21 protein-coding genes are annotated in these 20,305 nt (G+C 59.2%); all 21 read right to left on the reverse strand.

Features of this window, described 5'->3' with window-relative positions; translation table 11 throughout:
* Positions 1-39 precede the first annotated feature (39 nt).
* Positions 40-705, reverse strand: a complete 666-nt coding sequence (locus AO277_RS08640) for an SPOR domain-containing protein (protein WP_002552711.1) — start codon at positions 703-705, stop codon at positions 40-42.
* The gene (gene folC / locus AO277_RS08645) at positions 689-1,993 is read right to left on the reverse strand and encodes a bifunctional tetrahydrofolate synthase/dihydrofolate synthase (protein ID WP_044318129.1); all 1,305 of its coding nucleotides are present in this window, start codon (positions 1,991-1,993) and stop codon (positions 689-691) included. Before folC ends, AO277_RS08640 begins: the two co-directional genes overlap by 17 nt.
* Positions 1,990-2,910 (reverse strand): acetyl-CoA carboxylase, carboxyltransferase subunit beta, encoded by a 921-nt coding sequence (accD, locus tag AO277_RS08650; protein WP_002552709.1) that lies wholly within the window; start codon positions 2,908-2,910, stop codon positions 1,990-1,992. The genes folC and accD overlap by 4 nt, the downstream gene beginning before the upstream one ends.
* A gap of 249 nt (positions 2,911-3,159) precedes the next feature.
* Positions 3,160-3,780, reverse strand: coding sequence for a phosphoribosylanthranilate isomerase (locus AO277_RS08655; RefSeq protein WP_005733906.1), 621 nt, complete (start codon positions 3,778-3,780; stop codon positions 3,160-3,162).
* 61 nt (positions 3,781-3,841) lie between these two features.
* Complete coding sequence (gene truA / locus AO277_RS08660; protein ID WP_011168144.1) at positions 3,842-4,666, reverse strand: tRNA pseudouridine(38-40) synthase TruA; 825 nt, start codon at positions 4,664-4,666, stop codon at positions 3,842-3,844.
* Between the two features lie 130 nt (positions 4,667-4,796).
* On the reverse strand, positions 4,797-7,625 hold the full coding sequence (locus tag AO277_RS08665; RefSeq protein WP_044318128.1) for a motility hub landmark protein FimV: 2,829 nt from the start codon (positions 7,623-7,625) through the stop codon (positions 4,797-4,799).
* A gap of 109 nt (positions 7,626-7,734) precedes the next feature.
* Complete coding sequence (locus AO277_RS08670; RefSeq protein WP_044318127.1) at positions 7,735-8,745, reverse strand: aspartate-semialdehyde dehydrogenase; 1,011 nt, start codon at positions 8,743-8,745, stop codon at positions 7,735-7,737.
* Positions 8,746-8,830: 85 nt separating this feature from the next.
* The gene (locus AO277_RS08675) at positions 8,831-9,391 is read right to left on the reverse strand and encodes a DUF1285 domain-containing protein (protein WP_044318126.1); all 561 of its coding nucleotides are present in this window, start codon (positions 9,389-9,391) and stop codon (positions 8,831-8,833) included.
* A 20-nt stretch (positions 9,392-9,411) separates the two neighbouring features.
* Positions 9,412-10,014, reverse strand: coding sequence for a DUF4823 domain-containing protein (locus AO277_RS08680; protein WP_002552702.1), 603 nt, complete (start codon positions 10,012-10,014; stop codon positions 9,412-9,414).
* Between the two features lie 123 nt (positions 10,015-10,137).
* Positions 10,138-10,800 (reverse strand): TetR/AcrR family transcriptional regulator, encoded by a 663-nt coding sequence (locus AO277_RS08685; protein WP_004657874.1) that lies wholly within the window; start codon positions 10,798-10,800, stop codon positions 10,138-10,140.
* 155 nt (positions 10,801-10,955) lie between these two features.
* Positions 10,956-11,609 (reverse strand): LysE family translocator, encoded by a 654-nt coding sequence (locus AO277_RS08690; protein ID WP_044318125.1) that lies wholly within the window; start codon positions 11,607-11,609, stop codon positions 10,956-10,958.
* Positions 11,610-11,967: 358 nt separating this feature from the next.
* Positions 11,968-12,753 carry a TatD family hydrolase gene (locus AO277_RS08695; protein WP_002552699.1) on the reverse strand — a complete coding sequence of 262 codons (786 nt, stop codon included), beginning with the start codon at positions 12,751-12,753 and terminating at the stop codon, positions 11,968-11,970.
* A gap of 14 nt (positions 12,754-12,767) precedes the next feature.
* On the reverse strand, positions 12,768-13,124 hold the full coding sequence (locus tag AO277_RS08700; RefSeq protein ID WP_044318124.1) for a PilZ domain-containing protein: 357 nt from the start codon (positions 13,122-13,124) through the stop codon (positions 12,768-12,770).
* Positions 13,125-13,158: 34 nt separating this feature from the next.
* Positions 13,159-14,145 (reverse strand): DNA polymerase III subunit delta', encoded by a 987-nt coding sequence (locus tag AO277_RS08705; protein ID WP_005733914.1) that lies wholly within the window; start codon positions 14,143-14,145, stop codon positions 13,159-13,161.
* A complete protein-coding gene (gene tmk / locus AO277_RS08710; RefSeq protein WP_002552696.1) occupies positions 14,138-14,770 on the reverse strand; it encodes a dTMP kinase in 633 nt (210 codons plus the stop codon). Before tmk ends, AO277_RS08705 begins: the two co-directional genes overlap by 8 nt.
* A 22-nt stretch (positions 14,771-14,792) precedes the next feature.
* Entirely contained in the window at positions 14,793-15,917 is a 1,125-nt protein-coding gene (mltG, locus tag AO277_RS08715) for an endolytic transglycosylase MltG (protein ID WP_044318123.1), read from the reverse strand.
* 3 nt (positions 15,918-15,920) lie between these two features.
* Positions 15,921-16,736: an aminodeoxychorismate lyase gene (gene pabC / locus AO277_RS08720; protein WP_044318122.1), complete on the reverse strand. Its 816-nt coding sequence runs from the start codon at positions 16,734-16,736 to the stop codon at positions 15,921-15,923.
* Positions 16,736-17,980: a beta-ketoacyl-ACP synthase II gene (fabF, locus tag AO277_RS08725; protein WP_044318121.1), complete on the reverse strand. Its 1,245-nt coding sequence runs from the start codon at positions 17,978-17,980 to the stop codon at positions 16,736-16,738. Before fabF ends, pabC begins: the two co-directional genes overlap by 1 nt.
* Positions 17,981-18,108: 128 nt before the next feature.
* A complete protein-coding gene (gene acpP, locus AO277_RS08730) occupies positions 18,109-18,345 on the reverse strand; it encodes an acyl carrier protein (RefSeq protein ID WP_002552692.1) in 237 nt (78 codons plus the stop codon).
* Positions 18,346-18,536: 191 nt separating this feature from the next.
* The gene (fabG, locus tag AO277_RS08735) at positions 18,537-19,280 is read right to left on the reverse strand and encodes a 3-oxoacyl-ACP reductase FabG (RefSeq protein ID WP_003318510.1); all 744 of its coding nucleotides are present in this window, start codon (positions 19,278-19,280) and stop codon (positions 18,537-18,539) included.
* Positions 19,281-19,295: 15 nt separating this feature from the next.
* A complete protein-coding gene (gene fabD, locus AO277_RS08740; RefSeq protein ID WP_044318120.1) occupies positions 19,296-20,234 on the reverse strand; it encodes an ACP S-malonyltransferase in 939 nt (312 codons plus the stop codon).
* Positions 20,235-20,305: the final 71 nt, after the last annotated feature.

The following is a 20,305-nucleotide window of genomic DNA, read 5'->3' on the forward strand; positions in this document are numbered from 1 at the left end:
GCATTTTCCTTTAACGCAAGGGCACGAGGTGCCGAACGGTCAGCCCCGCTCAGGCTGAAAGCGCACCACAATACCTTTGAGCTTTTGCTGTTTGTCGAGCTGATCGCGCAGACGATCAGCTTCGGCACGCTCGATAAGCGGGCCGACAAATACCCGATTAACGCCATCGGCAGTGCGAATGTAAGCGTTGTAACCTTGAGTTCGCAGGGTCTTTTGCAGGTTATCGGCGTTGGCACGGTTGGACATGCTTGCCAGTTGAACCGACCAACTGATCGACAGCCCGTTGGCATCGACGCCAGCAGGTGCTGCTGGCTTGGCGGGTGCCGCAGGGGCTGCCGGGGCCGGGGCCAGAGCAGGCGCAGGTGCCGGCTTGGCAGCAGGCTTCGGGGCCGGGGCGCTGGCAACCGGGGGTGCAGCCGGAGTACTTGGGGCAGGTGCGATCGGCATGGAAGGCGGCTGGCTGCTGCTCATGTCATCGTCGTTGGGCACAGGCTCCTGAGGCAGGGCCTGAGGCTCCGGAACAGGCACCGGGTCGACCCGGATCTGCGAAGCCGCGGGTGCCTGGGGTGCGGACGGTGCATCGACCTGCACCTGACGCGTTTCATCTTCCCGCGTGAAGAGCATGGGCAAGAAGATGACCGCCACAGCGATCAGCACCAGTGCTCCAACCATTCGCTGCTTGAATACGTTATCCAGCAAAGCCATTTGCAGCGTCCTCATCGGTGTACCGGGCCACCCATTCCAGGGCCTCGGCAACACAGTAAAATGATCCGAACAGCAGAATCTCGTCATCGGGCGTGGCGTGCGCGCACTGAGCTTCCAGCGCCAACGCAACACTCTGATAGGACGTCACGCAGGCGCCAAGGTTCTGCAAGGCCGAATGCAACTCTTCTGCCGGTCGGCTGCGCGAGGTAGGAAGCGGCGCAACGGCCCACTCATCGATGACCGGCACCAGATGCGCGACCACACCCTCGAGGTCCTTGTCGTTCAACAGGCCAAATACGGCGCGACGCTTGCCGACAACCGGCTGGCGCGCAAGGCATTGCTCCAGAAATTGCGCCGCATGGGGGTTGTGACCCACATCGAGAAGCAGATTGAGCCGCTTGCCTTGCCAGCTGACAGTTCTGCGATCAAGACGACCGGCGAGCCGGGTCTGCGCCAGAACCTGCCCTACTGCATCCGTTTGCAGCGGGTACCCCAGCAAGGCAAACGCCTGAAGTGCCAACGCTGCGTTCTGCATAGGCAGGTCCAGCAGTGGCAGACCGCGCAGTTCGACCTGTTCGCCGTGAGCAACACCACGCCAGTCCCAACTGTCCTTGCCTATCGAGAGGTCGAAATCACGACCACGCATCAGCAGCGGGCAACCCAACTCACGAGCCTTGGCCAGCAGCGGCTCGGGTGGTTCTGGATCGCCGCACAACGCTGGGCAACCGGCACGAAAGATTCCGGCCTTTTCGAAGGCGACCGACTCACGGGTGTTACCCAGATACTCGGCGTGATCAACACCGATACTGGTGACCAGCGCGAAATCCGCATCAACAAGATTTACCGCATCCAGGCGACCACCCAGACCGACCTCCAGAACGACCGCATCCAGCCGGGCCTGTTCGAACAGCCAGAATGCCGCCAGCGTGCCCATTTCGAAATGAGTCAGGGTTACATCACCACGCGCCGCTTCAACCGCCGCGAACGCATCGCATAACTCCAGGTCGGTTGCCTCGACACCCTGCACTTTCACCCGCTCGTTATAGCGAATCAAATGTGGGGAGCTGTAGACACCGACTTTCAAGCCCTGAGCCTGCAACAAGGCAGCGACAAAGGCGCAGGTTGATCCCTTGCCGTTGGTGCCCGTCACCGTAATCACCCTGGGAGCCGGACGCGTCAGCCCCAACTGCTGCGCTACCTGCCGAGAACGATCCAGCCCCATGTCGATGGCGGATGGATGCAGTTGCTCCAGGTAAGCGAGCCAGTCGCTCAGGGATGTAGAGGTCATATCGTGGCCGGTGCCGGTGGAACGACGATAGGCTCGATGACCGGCGCTACAAAACGAGGCGTCGGCAGGTTCATCATCTGCGCCAGCAGGTTACCCAGACGCGGACGAAGCTCGCTACGCGAGATGATCATGTCGATAGCACCGTGATCCAGCAGGAACTCGCTACGCTGGAAGCCCTCTGGCAGCTTCTCGCGAACGGTTTGCTCGATCACGCGAGGACCGGCGAAACCGATAAGCGCCTTGGGCTCGGCAACGATGACATCGCCCAGCATGGCCAGACTGGCGGAAACGCCGCCGTAGACCGGGTCCGTCAACACCGAGATAAAGGGCAGGCCTTCTTCGCGAAGACGTGCCAGAACGGCCGAGGTCTTGGCCATCTGCATCAGCGAGATCAGTGCTTCCTGCATGCGCGCACCGCCGGAAGCGGCGAAGCAGATCATCGGGCAACGATTTTCCAGGGCGTAGTTGGCGGCGCGCACGAAACGCTCGCCGACGATGGCGCCCATAGAACCGCCCATGAACGAGAACTCGAATGCTGACGCCACCACCGGCATGCCCAGCAGGGTGCCGCTCATGGAAATCAGCGCATCCATTTCACCGGTCTGCTTCTGCGCAGCGGTCAGGCGGTCCTTGTATTTCTTGCCGTCACGGAATTTCAGACGGTCGACCGGCTCAAGATCGGCACCCAGCTCTTCGCGGCCTTCAACATCCAGAAAAATATTCAGGCGTGCGCGCGCACCGATACGCATGTGGTGGTTGCATTTGGGGCAGACGTCCAGGGTCTTTTCCAGCTCCGGGCGATACAGAACCGCCTCGCAGGACGGGCATTTGTGCCAGAGGCCTTCGGGAACCGAGCTCTTTTTGACCTCGGAACGCATGATCGATGGGATCAGTTTGTCTACCAACCAGTTGCTCATGCTTTATATCTCCAGTACCGGTGTGGCTCGAACGGCTGGCGATAACGCGCCAGTCGCATGCCCTCGGATAAATTCGTGTATGGACGATGATGAAGGATAGCGATCGACCCAAGCCAGACCTGCACATCCCTCACCCCGATTTTTTACAACGACGGCGTTGCACTCTGGCACCACCGCTTACTTGATTCGACCCGCATGCCTCGTGGCAGGGACAGGCTTATGGACGGCGGCCGACCGGCAACCGTCACATCAGGTGCCATGCACCGCACTCATGAACGCAAGGATCTTTTCCCGATCCTTGATGCCCCTGCTCTTTTCGACACCGCCGCTGACATCCACGGCGTAGGGCCGAACCTGAGCAATGGCCTGTGCCACATTCGCCGACGTCAGCCCGCCCGCCAGAATGACCGGTTTATCCAGATCGTCCGGAATCAGCGCCCAATCGAAGGTTTCTCCGGTGCCGCCAGGAACACCCTCTACATAGGTGTCGAGCAGCACGCCTCGCGCATTGCGATAGGTACGGCAAACCTGAGCGATGTCATCACCCGCCTTGACCCGCAAAGCCTTGATGTAGGGGCGATGATAACCATCGCATTCATCAGGTGTTTCATCGCCATGAAACTGCAGCATGTCCAGCGCAACCGCATCCAGCGTCTCGTTGAGTTCGCAGCGGCTGGCGTTGACGAACAGGCCGACAGTGGTAATGAACGGCGGCAACGCGGCAATGATAGCGCGAGCCTGCAGCACTGTTACTGCACGCGGACTTTTCGGGTAGAACACCAGGCCAATTGCATCGGCTCCTGCCTCGGCTGCAGCCAGAGCATCCTCTATGCGGGTAATCCCGCAGATCTTGCTGCGAACGGCTGACATATAGTGAGCAACCTCAGACCTTTCGGAAAGTCCCGGATGTTAGCAAATGCTGCTCGGGTCGTCAGCCGTCCAGTTCTGCAAAGCCCGTAAGAAAATGCGGACCTACAAAACGCTCGGGCAGCGGAAATTCATCACGGTACTCGACCTGAACAAGGTACAGACCATAAGGATGGGCTGTCACACCACCGGTACGCCGAACCCGGCTTTCCAGCACGTCCCGCGCCCACTCAACCGGACGTTCGCCAGTGCCGATGGTCATCAGAACACCGGCGATGTTGCGCACCATATGGTGCAGGAAGGCATTGGCGCGCACGTCGATCACGATCATCTTGCCGTGACGCGTCACGCGCAGGTGGTGCAACTGCTTGACTGGCGACTTGGCCTGACACTGGCCGGCGCGGAAAGCGCTGAAGTCGTGAGTACCGACCAGATACTCGGCTGCCAGTGCCATCCGCTCTACATCAAGTGGGCGATGATTCCAGGTAATTTCCTGATTCAGGTGCGCCGGGCGAATCTGATCGTTGTAGATCACGTAGCGATAACGACGGGCAATGGCCTTGAAGCGGGCATGAAACGTAGCGGGCATGACCCGGGCCCAGGTTACGCTGACGTCATGGGGCAGATTGATATTTGCGCCCATGACCCAGGCCTTCATGGTGCGCTCGGCCTGCGTATCGAAATGCACCACCTGCCCGCAGGCATGCACGCCAGCATCTGTGCGGCCGGCACACATCAGTGATACCGGTGATGCAGCCACTTTTGACAAAGCGTCTTCAAGAGTTTCCTGCACGGTCAGCACACCGGATGCCTGACGTTGCCAGCCGCAATAGCGCGAGCCCTTGTATTCAACGCCCAGCGCGATTCGGGAAAAACCCTCGGCAGCCATTTCGGCTGCCGGGTTGTCTATGTTCGCCAAAGTGGTACAGCCTGTCGGTTCGCAAAAAGTCGGTCATTATACGGCCGCAAGAAAAACACGCTACCAAGCCGGGCGTTTGCAGGTTGTTGCCTTAGGGGGATCAGGCCAGCCGCGAAAGCATCTCCCGCGCTTCGCTTTTCTGTCCGTCATCGCCCTCGGTGACCACTTCGTCAAGAATATCCCGGGCACCGTCTGCATCGCCCATGTCGATATAGGCGCGCGCCAGATCAAGCTTGGTCGCGGCTTCGTCAGTGCCGGCCATGAAGTCGAAGTCCGGTTCGTCATCCAGTGCCGCGGCATCTTCGGCCGTGAACCTTGGTTCATCAAGCGGCGGATGCTCGAGATTCTGTGAAAGGCGGTCCAGCTCGGCATTGACGTCGTCGATTTCGGTCGCGAATGCCTGGCTGGCCTGATCGGTTTCAATCTCGTCCGCCAGCGACAGATCAAAGTCTTCCGGAAGCTCAAGGTCATCACTGACAGGCGGCACAGACTGCGTTTCACCCAGATCAAGTGGATCATTGCCAAGGCCGAGCAGGAAGTCATCCTCGTTCTTGAGCGCCGGATCTTCTTCGGACAGGTCCAGATCGAAGTCGGCAAGGTCTTCCGGCGTAGTCGCCGCACGGGCCTCTTCCTGTTGCTGCATGATCGACTCGAAGCTCAGCTCCTCGTCATCCGCTGCTGCCTGCACCTTCGGCTCATCCAGCATCAGGTCGTCAAGCTCGTTCACAGTGGTGACTTCAGGCGTGGGCGCTTCTTCGAATTCATCCAGGCTCAAGTCAAAATCGTGATCGAACGGGTCCGCTTCTTCAGCACGTTCTGCGGCCAGCGGCGTAACCACTTCAGGTGCGGGCTCGGGATCTGCTGTTACAGCGACTTCAGGCTCAGGTTCAACCTCTTGCTCTGCCGAATCATCGGCCAACAGCTCTTCAACATACTTGGCGTCAAGCTCTGCAACCAGCGCAGCAGCACTGGCAGCTGCCGCCGCGGCCACTGCCGGAGCAGCCGACGCAGTAGCAGATTCAGAAACCGCTGGCGCAGCAACAGGCGCTACCGGCTTCAGGGTCGAGTTAAGTTCTTCCTGCTGCTCGACCTCAGCTTCACGCTTTCCCGCTGCCACCAGTTTGCGTTCGTGGGCGGCGTAAGCTTTGTTATTACCCTGCTCGGCGTAGATTTCCATCAGCTTGAGGCGAATATCATCGCGCTTCGGATCTTCCTTCACTGCTTCTTCAAGCAGTTCGACAGCCTGATTCATGCGCCCGTAAGCAATATGGATCTCGGCCTGAAGCAGCGGATCGGCAGGACGTTCGCGAGCGGCGGTGGCAGCGGCGGCACCAGCAGCCCCCATGCGAACGTTCGGTGGTGGCACGTCCAGGCCATCGAAGCTGGCTGGCGGTGCATTCATGTCCATGTCTGAAACAAAATCCGACTCCTCAGCCAGAGCACGCGCCATACGCTTGTGCTTCTCGGCTTCGGCCTTCGCAGCGCGACGACGCGCCAGGAACAACAGCAACAAGGCCAGAATCAACAATACGGCACCGCCGATCAGGCCAAGCAGTACCGGGTTGTTGAGGATTTTCTGCAGCACGTCTTCATCTTCGGCTGCAGCCACCAGCTCCACAGCCAGCGGCTGATCGGCTGCAGGAGTCGCAACCTCGGCGGCACCTGCCGGCAATGCATCCTCAGGAGCAATCTCCCCAGCCGGTTTGACCGGAGCTCCATTGGCATCGACCAGCGAAGCAGGCACTGCCGCATTGGCAGGCGTGGTGGCTTCCGGGGTGGCAGCAGCCGGAGGCACAGCTGCACCGGCGGCCTGCATTTTGGCCAACTGACCGTTTTTCAGCTCAATCAGTCGCTGTAGCTTGTCGAGCTGGCTTTGCAGGTCGTTCATGCGGCTTTTCAGCTCGGCATTGTCACGGCGCGTGGTGTCCAGAGCTTCCTGAGCCACCGCCAGCTTGTTGCCAAGATCACTGTCACCCGCTGCACCTTTTGCCGCAGGCTTGCCGCTTGCCGAAACCAGGCTCAGGTTGTCGGAGGTATCGACCTTTGAAGGAGCAGCGCCAGCGCGATCACGGCGGGTGGCATCGACCTGGCGCGTGCCGGCAGGCAGGCGACGGCCTTCACGCCAGGCGCTGTACTGCCGGGAAACTTCTGCAACTGCCTGCGGTTGTGGCAACGCGGTGGTTTGCTGCGGAGTCGGAAGGCGCAGCACCTGCCCCTTCTTCAAGCGGTTGATGTTGCCGCCGATGAAGGCTTCCGGGTTCAACGCCTGAATGGCCAGCATGGTTTGCTGGACAGTGCCGCCAGTACGTACCTTCGCGGCAATTTCCCACAACGTATCGTTATTGGCGGTGACATATTGTGCCTGTTTGTCCGCGGCTGGCGGCGGCAATACCGGCGCACTGGCGGCAGGTGCTGGAGCCTCGGGTGCCGCAGCCTCTGTCGACGGCGCGACTGTCGCCAGTTGCGCGGGTGCGGCAGGAGCAGCAGCTGGTGCCGGGGCGGCGGCCGCAGCGGCGGCCTCTGGAGAAAACTTCGGTGGATCGAGCAGAAGGCTGTATTCACGCAGCAACCGGCCATTTGGCCAGAGCACCTGAACCAGGAACTTCACGTAAGGCTCGCGCACCGGCTTGCTGGAAGTAATGCGCAGGACACTTTTACCGCTGGCGTTGATAACCGGGGTAAAAGTGAGATCGTTGAGAAATGCCTGACGGGTAACGCCCGCCTGAGCGAAGTCAGCAGTGGTCGCCAGGCTCGGCACAACTTGCGTTGCGTTAAGCCCCTGCGCCTCAGTCAACTCTATTTCCGCTACCAGGGGCTGATTCAGGGTCGACTTGACCGACAATTCCCCGAGCCCCAGCGCCTGCGCCATACCCGATGACAGCGCTGAAGCCGCAGCGATTGCTAATACCAGTTTACGAACCTGAACCATAGCCCATCCCTTGTTTAAAGATTCCCCGAGATCCGGGGAGGTAGTCCTGCATTTGGGTGTAAGGCGTATCGCCGCTAAAACAATTATTCAAATTGTTGCCAAGTATCTTTTACACATAGTCTTTTATCAACAATTCGCCAACCTGCACAGCATTGAGCGCAGCGCCTTTTCGTACATTATCTGACGTCAGCCACAGATTCAGCTGCTCGGGATCGTCAATTCCCGCCCGAACGCGCCCCACATAAACCACGTCCTGCCCTACGGCATCACCCACTGGCGTAGGGTAATCACCCTCATCGACCAGTTCGATTCCGGCGGCAGACTCGAGTGCCGCATTGATCGCCGCAACATCGACCGAACCTGCGGTGCGCAGCGTTACGGTAAAGCTGTCGCCAAAGAACACCGGCACTTGAATGCAGGTAGCAGACACTTTGAGCAATGGCAGCGTCAGCAGTTCGCGTAATTCATCGACCAGACGCCTTTCCAGCGGCAAATGCCCCGACTCGTCAGGCGTCCCGACCTGGGCCAGTAGGTTGAACGCCATCTGACGATCAAAAAAGCGGGTTTCCAGCGGGCGGACATTCAATAGCTCGGTAGTCTGACGCGCCAGCTCACTGACGCCTTCGCGCCCGAGTGCGGAGACCGCCAGACAGGCCGTTACTGTCACCGACTGGATATCGATCAACCCGCGCAACGGCGCCAAAGCCAGTGCGACCGCAGTGGCAGAGGCGCTCGGGCTGGCCACCAGAGAGGCGGCCGCGCCGCTGTGCAAAAGCGTAGCATTTATTTCCGGCACGATATTAGGTGCCTGCACGACGGGAAATGCACCGGACAAGTCGACGACCGAGCACCCCGCCGCCACGGCCTTTTCGGCGTAACTGCGGCTTACCGCCGGGCCAGCGGCGAAGAATGCCAGGCGCACCTTGCTGAAGTCGAACTCATCGACTTCCCGTACGCGTACATTCTTGCCCCGAAACGGCACCGAGTGACCCGCAGACTCGATACTTGCCAGCAGGTGCAGATTGCCGACCGGGAAGTTGCGCTCCTCCAGCACCTGGACAACGGTTTCGCCGACAGTACCGGTTGCGCCGATTACGGCGATATCAAAGGACTGGCTCATGCAAAAACCTCAGGGAAATCAGGGAGCGGCACTTTAACTGTCGCACTGGCGACAGGCAATTCAAGCCGGCAAATAGCCGTGTTTTTCAAGGTTCAAGACCCACCGGGAAAAACACGCCGTGACTCCAGACACCCAGCCAGCGCTGCCCGTTGATCTCGCGGGAGACCGCCAGCTCGACCAGTTGATAAAAGACATTGCGGTGAATCAGCGCCTCAAGATTGCTCCGCACATGGATATACGGCGCTGGCTCCTGAGTATCAGGGTTTGTCACAACCCGCAAAGGGTGCTCCGGCCCCGCTTCAGTCTGATCCTCGACATTGGTCAGGAAGCGCAGCACCTGACCCTCACCCTCTCCCAGCACCTCAAGGGTTACGGCGACAAAAGGCGCGTCATCGACCTTGATGCCAACTTTCTCGACAGGGGTAATCAGAAAATATTCATCGCCGTCGCGACGCATGATCGTCGAGAACAACCTGACCATCGGTTTGCGGCCGATCGGGGTGCCCAGGTAATACCATGTCCCGTCTCGGGCGATACGCATGTCGATATCGCCACAGAAATCCGGATTCCACAAATGAACAGGCGGCAACCCCTTGGTTTTGGGGATCTGCGCAAACAGATCACCCGCCTTGTTTGAATCGGTCACTCCACTCTCCTGACGCTGGCTTAACGTTCGACGCCCAATAAGGTACGAGCGTAGTCCTCAAGAGGCGGACCCAGCAAATCTTCGGGGCTTTTGTCGTAAAGCGTCAGCAATCCGCCACGGCTGCGAATGCGCGCGCTGTCGATAAGATAACGGGTGCTGGTTTCGATCAGCATCAGTTGAATGACACCGCTGTCGACACCCAGACGGTCCACGGCTTCCTGATCGGCCCACTGATCGCCGGTGCCGATGCGATCATCGGCCTTGGCAAAACGGGTGTAGAGCAAATAATGTGCGCCTGCACTGCGCGCCTCGATCATGGCCTCATCCAGGCCCATTGGCCCACGGGCACGACGGACCATCGGGAAGTACTCGATGAACCCCTTGAAGGCCTCTTCAGCCACCACATTGGGCCGCGGATAGGCATTGCCTGGCGGCACGAAGGCACCTTGCGCGATGTAAATGAACGAGTCGGGCTGCACACGCCAGTTGGCAGTACGGCGAGTGTCGCTGTGATCGAGCAGACCCGCATCGCTGAATTGCTCGCGAACCCCCTCGCCCATGTCACTGACTTTCATGCAGCCACTCAACGCCAAAAGCGCGAGCAGCATAACCAGGCTACGCATCATCCCCTCCCAAATACCGGTGACGGAAAACCGGCGAATGGTCGTCGGATGCAGCTTCCGCGCCATCTCTGGCACAGCAGGCACCAAAGCCTTGAAGCAGATGCTCAAGACCGGACCGGGGCGTTATTCCGTAGCAGGGTCGGGTTTGGGCTCGGCGATGACGTCGGCATCGCGCTTGCGCTTGTTGCCCATACGCACGCCGATGTCCATGAGGAAGTGGAAGAAGCCTTCCTGATCTTCCAGCACATTGCTCCAGAACGGCGAGTGGTACAGCGCAACGGCGCCATGCACCAGCGCCCAGGCGGCACAGTAGTGGTAGTAAGGCGGGACATCTTCGAGCTTGCCTTCGGTGATGCGGCCTTTGATCAGCAGGGTCAGGTGTTCGAAGTTGGAGGCGCGGATCTTGTGGAGCTCTTCGACCAGCTCGGGCACCTGATTGCCCTTGACCACTTTTTCCTCCAGGCGGTCGAACAGGCGATAGCGCTGCGGATCACGCATACGGAATTCGAAGTAGGCACGTGAGAGCGCCTCCTTGTCCTTGTCGACATCAGCGGAGTGCAGCAGCTCGTTCAGGTCCCGCTCATAGTCGAGCATCAGGCGCAGATAGATTTCTGCCTTGGACTTGAAGTGCTTGTAGATGGTGCCTTTACCAATGCCGACGGCGTCCGCGATCATCTCGACAGTGACGCTGTCTTCGCCCTGCTCCAGGAACAGCTTTAGCGCGGTGTCGAGAATTTCCTGCTCACGGCGGCGAAATTCACGGACCTTACGAGGTTCTTTCTGCATAGAGAGGTCTGTCAGGATCGAAATCGAAGCCGGGTATTATGCCCAATCGGCGCTAAATTGCACGGATCATCCTTACTTGTCGACCTTTATGAACGAAACCGGCGAAAAATTCGCATTTTGGCGTCAGCTTCGCAAACCGGACACACGACGGTATGCTACGACGCAGGCATTACCGGGGATGCAGCGACAAACTCCAGGTAACCCGTGATCACTACATACAACGTGAAATAGGCAAAGATCAGCGCCGAGGCAATGTAGGACCAGCGCAACATACGCTCCCCCATGAAACGCCCACCCTGATGTGCCAGCGCACACAGCGAGATCGACCAGACCACGCCCGCCGCAACGAACCCGGCAAGAAAGGTCGAGGCACTGGCAAGATCAGAACCCTGTCGAGCAATCAGCGCACCGCCGACTGCAGCAAACCAGAGAATGGCGCTGGGTGATGACATCGCCAGAAAAATTGCGCGCAGGAACAACGCCAGGCTGGATTTTTCCGATTGAACATCCTGATTATCGAGGCCGGCACTGACCGCGGTGGCACTCATGACCATCCTGAAGCAGAACCAGGCCAACACCGCCGTACCGCCGAGCCAGAGCACGTAGCGTACGGCTTCATATTGCAGCAGCACCGCCATGCCGAGCATGGCCAGGACCGCATAGGCCAGATCGCCGACACAGGTTCCCAACCCAAGCCACAGCCCCTTGGAAAAGCCGCGCTGCATGGACAGCGTGATCATGGCTATGTTTGCCAGGCCAATATCCAGGCATAACGACAGACTCAGTAGAAAACCGTTGGAAAACTCCACTCGAACACTCCGACCAGGCACTGAAAAACCTCGGCATGCCTGACCTGCTGGCGTACACGGGCAAATTTGATGCGATGGCCTTGTATCCCGTCCGGCAAAAAGTGCTCATCAAGGACTCAAGAATCGCTTTAGTATTCCAAAACTGTTTAAAAAACGATCACAAGGCACTGGACGGTACGCCATGCTGGGCAATACTTAAGCCACTGACGGGTCATCATTCCCCAAATGACTCGCCAGTAAAGGTGCCTAAGGACTAGCGTGCCTTTGTTTTACTCCTAATGGTCTTAACCCGGCTTCACCCCCCCAGAATCCGGGTTTTTTTTGCCCGCGATTTGCCGTCAGTCAACGTGTATGCCACTCAGCGTTGAACATGCGCCAGCGGGAACAGGCGAGCGAAGTTAGCGGTGGTCTGCTCGGCGAAATGTTCGTAGGACTCGCCCCGTAGCATCGCCAGAAACTCGGCAACTTCGCGTACGTACTGCGGCAGATTCGGTTTGCCCCGATAAGGGATAGGCGCAAGGTACGGGGAATCGGTCTCGACCAGCAGCCGGTCAGCGGGGACTTGCCTTGCGACATCCCGCAGGGCGTCGGCGTTGCGAAAGGTCACGATGCCGGACAGCGAGATGTAGTAACCCATATCCAGCGCCGCCCTGGCCATCTCCCAGTCTTCGGTAAAGCAATGCAGAACGCCCGCCTGAGGCAGCGCGGCATCACGCAGAAGGCTCAATGTATCGGCGCGCGCGCCACGGGTATGGATGATCACCGGCTTGCCAGTGACACTGGCTGCCTCCAGGTGCAACCGAAAAGAAGCCTGCTGCAGCTCGGCAGCTTCGGGTTCGTAGTGATAGTCCAGACCGGTTTCACCTATCGCCACCACTCGCGGGTGATCCAGCTCCTTGAGCAACCAGTCCAGAGGCGGCATCTCACCGGGCTTCACGTCCAGCGGATGAATGCCTACCGAGCAGTCGACATCGGCGTAGCGCTCGGCGAGCGCCTTGACCGCGCCCGCATTGTCGGCGCTGACACCGATACAGAGAAAATGCCCGACCCCTCTGCCCCGAGCGGCTTCAAGGGCTGCATCCAGCGAACCGTCGTGCTGGGCAAGGTCAAGGCGATCAAGGTGACAATGGGAATCTACAAGCATGGGTTAAAACACAACTACATCGTATGGGTTGGACGATCGGACTTCAGAGCACCGACCAGATGAGTTTCGATCAGATTGCGCGCGGCATTGTCGCCATCATTGAATTGCACGCCGACACCGGCAGTCCGGTTGCCCTGCGCACCTTTTGGCGTAATCCAGGCGACGCGGCCAGCCACCGGAACCTTCTCCGGTTCGTCCATCAGATTGAGCAGCATGAACACTTCATCACCCAGCTTGTAGCTTTTGCTGGTGGGGATGAACAGCCCGCCGTTTCTGATGAATGGCATGTAGGCAGCGTAAAGCACGGATTTGTCCTTGATGGTCAGGGACAGAATGCCATTACGTGGACCTGTGTTCAGCGGCAGACTCATGACAACACCTCAACGGTTCCGGATAACGCCGAGTCTACGCCTGTCCCGGCAGGCCTGCCCACTGCACCAGCAATGCTTCAAGCAGCAAGACCCGGTTTAGATTGGCCTTGGACATGACTTTTTGCCTCTGTGCCAGAATCCAGTCCTGGATCTCCAGCACTTTTGCGCGAGAAGACTTCTGCGCCAGGTATTGAACGACCTTGCGCATGTCGCCAAGACCAAGGCCTTCCTCGTCCTGCGTCATCTGATAGCGCAGGATCAGGTGCGACCAGTCACAGAACCAGTCGAACAACAATAACAACGGGATATCCTTCCAGCCTTCGGCCAGCTGGGTAGCCGATTGCTGTTGCTTGAGTAGCTTCTTGACGCCATCCACCACCAGCGCGCGTTGTTCGCGAACGCCTTGCGTGTAAAGTGCCACGGCAGCCAGCGGCGACCCCGCTGCCAGCGTCAGCAATTCGAAGCGTTCTTCCTGCGTGCAATCAGGCAGGGCATTGCCCAGCCAGTCCAGACTCATCTGCTCACTGGGCAATGGGCAGGCCTGCTGCACACAGCGACTTTTTACCGTTGGCAGCAAGCGGCTCGGCTGATGGCTGACCAGCAATAGAACGGTATTGCCCGACGGCTCCTCAAGACTCTTCAACAAGGCATTGGCAGCGTTGATGTTCATCGCTTCCACCGGCTCGACAAGCACCACCTTGCGACCGCCCATCTGGGCGGTCTGCACCACAAAGCTCACCAGGTCACGGACCTGATCAACCTTGATCGGCTTGTCTGCTTCTTCCGGCTCCAGCACATAGTTGTCCGGATGACTGCCAGCCGCCAGCAGCAGACAGGATTTGCAATGCCCGCAGGCCTCAAGCGCTTCGGGAGCCTTGCACAGCAGGCTGGCCATCAGGCGCTCGGCCAGTGCCCGCTTGCCGATACCAGCCGGACCGTGCAGCAGATAGGCATGAGCGTGCTGAGCACGACCGGCCATCTGCTGCCAGAGTGATGCCTGCCAGGGGTAGGCTTCAGCCACGTCGCAGCTCCAGCAACTGCGGCAGCAATGCATCAAGGGAAGCCTGAACGTCAGCCAGCGGCTGGGCCGCGTCCACCAGACGATACCGCGCAGGATCCGCCTTCGCCCGCTGCAGATAAGTCGAGCGCACCGCGTCGAAGAAAGCCCGGCCTTCCTGCTCGAAGCGATCGAGTCGGCCACGTGCTGCGGCACGTGACAGACCGATTTCCACCGGCAGGTCAAACACCAGCGTCAGATCAGGCCGCAGATCGCCTTGAACAAACTCTTCCAACACGGCAATACGCTGCTGAGACAAGCCGCGGCCACCACCTTGATACGCGTAGGTTGCATCGGTAAACCGATCACAAAGCACCACCTCGCCACGCGCCAGAGCCGGGCGAATGACCTCGGCCAGGTGTTGTGCGCGCGCGGCAAACACCAGCAGCAGTTCGGTGTCGGCACTCATGGCTTCATCACTGGGAGCCAGCAGCAGTTCGCGAATGCGCTCGGCCAGCGGAGTGCCGCCCGGCTCGCGGGTCAGCAATACCTGAACGCCCTGCGCGCGCAGCTGTGCCGCCAGGTATTCGCGATTGGTACTTTTGCCAGCACCTTCCGGGCCTTCAAGGGTGATAAACAAGCCAGTCACAGGTAATCCTTAATTATTGCCATCATTGCGCATTCGGCTCGGGCTGAGGGGCATCTGTTGCAGTCGCAGGCTCGGGCTCTGAAGAGGGAGAATCAGTTGATGGTGCCGGTGCAGCAGGTGCCGGGCTGGAGCGATAATCTGCGCGGCGCTTGAGCTGATAGTCACGCACCGCTGAGTTATGGGCATCCAGATCGTCCGAGAACACATGGCTGCCGTCCCCCTTGGCCACGAAATACAGGCTGCTTCCCGCTACCGGGTTGAGCGCGGCATGAATCGCCTCGCGCCCCACCAGTGAAATCGGTGTCGGCGGCATACCGGCTATCACGTAGGTATTGTAAGGCGTGGGTTCCTTGAGATTGGCCCGGGTCAACTTGCCGTTGTAGCGCTCGCCCATGCCATAGATCACGGTCGGATCGGTCTGCAACTGCATGCCCAGCTTCAAGCGACGCACGAACACACCCGCGATCTGGCCACGCTCCTGAGGCACACCGGTTTCCTTCTCGACCAGCGACGCCATGATCAGGGCCTGATAAGGATTGGAATACGGAGCCTCAGACGACCTGGCGTTCCATTCTTCATCCAGCACTTCTTCCAGACGACTGTAAGCCTGCCTGAGCAATTCGGCATCGGTCATGCCGCGCACATAGCGATAGGTGTCAGGAAAGAAACGCCCTTCAGGGAATACATCAGGATGGCCGATTTTTGCCATCAGCTCGCCGTCGGACAAGCCAGCCAGCGTTTGATCGAGCTTGGCCTGTTTGGCCAGCGCAGCCCGCACCTGGCGGAAATTCCAGCCCTCGACCAGCGTCAGGCTGTATTGCACAACCTCCTTGCGCTTCCAGACGTCGAACAGCCCCTTGACGTTCATGCCCGGCACCATGCGGTATTCGCCGCTGTGCAGTGCCTGTCCGGAGAGGTTGAAACGCCAGTAGAGGCGCAACCAGAAGGCGTCCTTGATCACGCCATCGGCCTGCAGTCGATTAAGCACACCGGTCGGCGTTGAGCCGGCCGGGACATCCAGCAGTTGCTCCTGAGCGACTTCGAGCGGCTGGCTCAGCGCCTGATGTTGCTGCCAGAACGCAAAGCCGAGCAAAAGGCCTGCCAGAACGACAGCTGTTTCCAGCAACACCAATATTTTTCGGATCACAAATCAGATATCCAGAAGGGTGCGAGCAATACCTTGCAGTTTACGGGTGAGCGGCCCGACCGGCCAGCTCAAGACTGTAAAGCCGCGAACCGGCCAGACGCCGTAGACGCTATTGCATAGAAACACTTCGTCCGCCGATTCAAGGTCGGACAGGTGCAAATCACGGATATCGACAACCAGTCCCAGGTTTCGTGCCTGATCCAGTAACTCGGCACGCATCACCCCCGCTACCCCGCAGCGGCTCAGATCGGCAGTCAGCAGGCGGCCCTGGCTTACCAGAAACAGATTGCTGTAGACACCCTCGATCAATCGCCCGGAGGTATCGCGCATCAAGCCTTCGGCATGCTCGCTATCGCTCCATTCCGAGCGGGCCAGCACCTGTTCCAGGCGATTCAGATGCTTGAGTCCAGCCAGAAGCGGCTGTTCCGCCAGACGCGTCTGGCAGGCAAACAGGCGCACGCCCTGCTCGGCATGCACACCCGGATAGGCTGGCGCAGAGCCGCCCTGCAGGATTCGACGCGATTGGGCATTGGGGGCTGGAGCGTAACCGCGCTGGCTGTCGCCGCGGGTAAGGATCAGCTTCATGACCCCATCGCCAAGCTCTGCAGCGAAGCGGGTCATTTCTGCACGGATAAGCGCATGATCGGTTGCGATCGACAAGCGCGCGCATCCGTTTTCGAGACGCTTCAGATGGCGCTCCAGGAGCAATGGCTGCCCGGCCTTGACGACGATGGTTTCAAACAGTCCATCGCCGTAGGCCAGCCCCCGGTCCTTGAGGGACAAGGCGTCTGCGGGGCAGCCATCGACCCAGGCGGGCATTACTCGGCGAACCGACGGAATACCAGCGAACCGTTGGTGCCACCGAAGCCGAACGAGTTCGACAGAACGACATCGATCGGCATGCGGCGTGCTTCGTGAGGCACGAAATCCAGATCGCAGCCTTCGCTTGGCTCATCCAGGTTGATGGTCGGCGGAGCCACCTGATCAACCATTGCCAGCACACTGAAGATCGCCTCGACAGCACCAGCAGCGCCCAGCAGGTGGCCGGTCATCGACTTGGTCGAACTGACAGCCAGCTTGTAGGCGTGATCACCAAACACCGACTTGATCGCAGAGGCCTCGGCCAGATCGCCCGCAGGCGTCGACGTACCGTGTGCGTTGATGTACTGCACCTGATCGGCATTGACCTTCGCATCACGCAACGCATTGACGATGCAGCGTGCAGCACCGGCACCGTCATCAGTTGGCGAGGTCATGTGATAGGCATCGCCGCTCATGCCGAACCCGACCAGTTCAGCGTAGATGGTCGCGCCGCGTGCTTTGGCGTGTTCAAGCTCTTCAAGCACCATCGCACCGGCACCGTCAGACAGGACGAAACCATCACGGCCTTTGTCCCAGGGACGGCTGGCACGGGTCGGGTCGTCGTTGCGGGTCGACAGCGCACGCGCGGCACCGAAACCACCCAGCCCCAGGCCACAGGCAGCCATTTCAGCGCCACCGGCAATCATCACGTCCGCTTCGTCATAGGCGATGTTGCGAGCCGCCATGCCGATGCAGTGGGTCGCCGTGGTGCAAGCCGTGGCGATGGAGTAATTAGGCCCCTGTGCACCCAGATGGATAGACAGGAAACCGGAAATCATGTTGATGATCGAGCCCGGCACGAAAAACGGTGAAATCCGTCCTGGGCCTTGCTCGTGCAGCAGACGACTGCTGTTTTCGATGTTGGTCAGACCACCGATACCCGAACCCATCGCGACGCCGATGCGTTCACGGTTTGCATCAGTGACTTCGAGGCCTGCATTACGCACCGCCTGAAAGCTGGCCGCGAGGCCATACTGAATGAAGAGATCGAGCCGGCGCGCTTCTTTGGGCGCGAGGTATTCTTCGACGTTGAAACCCTTGACCGAACCGCCGAAACGGGTGGTGAAGGCCGACAAGTCCGTGTGCTCGATAAGGCCAATGCCACTGCGGCCCGCCAGAATGCCCTGCCAACTGCTGGGCACGTCATTGCCCAGTGGCGAAAGCATGCCCATCCCGGTGACCACGACGCGTCTACGCGACACAGGACTCTCCTTCTCTCTTGTTTACGGAACAATCAGTTACGAACAATCACAGCGTTTTCTAAAGAAAAAACCGCACGCCGGTTAAAGCAGTGCGGTTTTCCCGTGACAGCAGTCAGCGATTACAAATCTTAAGCCTGGTGGCTAGTGACGTAGTCGATTGCTGCTTGAACGGTAGTGATCTTTTCCGCTTCTTCGTCAGGGATTTCGGTCTCGAATTCCTCTTCCAGAGCCATTACCAGCTCGACAGTGTCCAGGGAGTCAGCGCCCAGGTCTTCAACGAAAGAAGCAGTGTTGACAACCTCTTCTGATTTGACGCCAAGTTGCTCTGCAACGATTTTCTTGACGCGCTCTTCGATGGTGCTCATACCTAGTTTTAACTCCTAGTGGAAATGTTCAGGCATCTGGCCAGTGGGTAAGTGTATAGAAGAGGTTTTGCGAATTTCAAGCTTAACGCTCTTCCCTTATGCCCAACCGTACCTTTGCCCATGCATAGATTGCAGCTTTATAACGGATTTTAGACAGCTCGTATGACATTTTTTTGAAACAGGTGGTCACATTAGCTCATGTACATGCCGCCGTTAACAGGGATTGTGGCCCCGGTAACGTACCCTGCGCCTTCGGAGGCAAGAAAAGCGACTACATGCGCAATCTCTTCGGCCTGCCCCAGACGGCCCAGGGGTATCTGGGTAATCAGTGACTCACGCTGAGCCTCAGGCAGCTCACGCGTCATATCGGTGTCGATGAAACCAGGCGCAACCGAATTCACGGTTACTGCCCGCGAGCCCACTTCACGGGCCAGAGCCCTGCTGAAACCTTCCAGCCCGGCCTTCGCGGAAGCATAGTTTACTTGACCGGCGTTGCCCATGGCACCCACAACCGAACCAATGCTGATAATACGGCCCCAACGCGCTTTGGTCATGCCGCGCAAAACACCCTTGGAAAGGCGGAAAAGGCTGTTCAGATTGGTGTTGACGACGTCATACCATTCGTCATCTTTCATGCGCATCATCAGATTATCACGGGTGATGCCGGCATTATTGACCAGAATCAACGGTGCACCGACGCGCTCCTGAATGGTCGACAGGACCGAATTCACAGACTCGGCATCGCAGACATCGAGCATCAGGCCAAAGCCTTCAATGCCGTTTTCCTTGAACGTCGCACTGATGCGCTCGGCGCCGGACTCAGAGGTCGCGGTGCCCACAACGACAGCACCATTGCGACCCAATTCCAGGGCGATGGCTTGACCAATACCGCGACTCGCACCGGTTACCAGTGCAACTTTACCTTGAAGGCTCATACAGGCTTCTCCTAATCAGGCCAGTGCCGCGCGCGCGGCGGCAAAGGCGTCCGGGGTATCAAGGTTGTAAGTAATCACGCCTTCGGCGCAACGCTTGTTCAGACCGGCCAGGACTTTGCCCGGCCCACATTCCAAAAGCTGGTTCGCACCACGGCTCGCCAGGCATTGAATGGATTCAACCCAGCGAACCGGCTTGTACAACTGTTCCAGCAAGTCACGCTTGAGCGTCGCCAGATCACTGACAGCACTGGCACTGACGTTTTGTACCAGCGCGATTTCCGGCGCCTGCCATTCGATGGCCTCAACAGCCTCGGCGAAACGTTCGGCAGCCGGGCGCATCAGTTCGCAGTGCGATGGCACGCTGACCGGCAACGGCAAGGCGCGCTTGGCACCACGGGCCTTGCACAGCTCCATGGCACGCTTGACGGCCTCGGCGGAACCGGCAATCACCACCTGACCCGGCGAGTTGAAATTCACGGCACTGACGACTTCGCCCTGCGCCGCTTCGGCGCAGGCTGCGATAACGTCGGCATCATCCAGCCCCAGAATGGCGGCCATGCCGCCCTGACCCGCTGGCACCGCTTCCTGCATCAACTGGCCGCGACGCTCGACAAGCTTCACGGCGTCGGCCAGGCTCAGGCTTTGCGCGGCCACCAGTGCGCTGTATTCACCCAGGCTGTGACCGGCGACGAACGCAGGAACCGCACCGCCCTCGGCCAGCCACACATGCCACAAGGCAACGGAAGCGGTGAGAATGGCCGGCTGGGTCTTGCCGGTCTGATTGAGCAGCTCGGCAGGACCGTTCTGGGTCAACGCCCACAGGTCGTAGCCAAGGGCTTCGGAAGCCTGCTCGAAAGTGTCGAGGATCAGCGGATGCTGCGCGCCTTGCTCGGCGAGCATACCGAGCGATTGCGATCCTTGACCCGGAAAGACGAATGCGAGGGATGCAGACATTTGACAAGCCTCTGAATTATTGTAGCCAAAATGGGCGTCCGGACAGGCCGAACGCGGGTATTCAAATTTAC

Origin of the sequence: Pseudomonas amygdali (assembly GCF_002699855.1) — a bacterium.
Classification (GTDB): domain Bacteria; phylum Pseudomonadota; class Gammaproteobacteria; order Pseudomonadales; family Pseudomonadaceae; genus Aquipseudomonas; species Aquipseudomonas amygdali.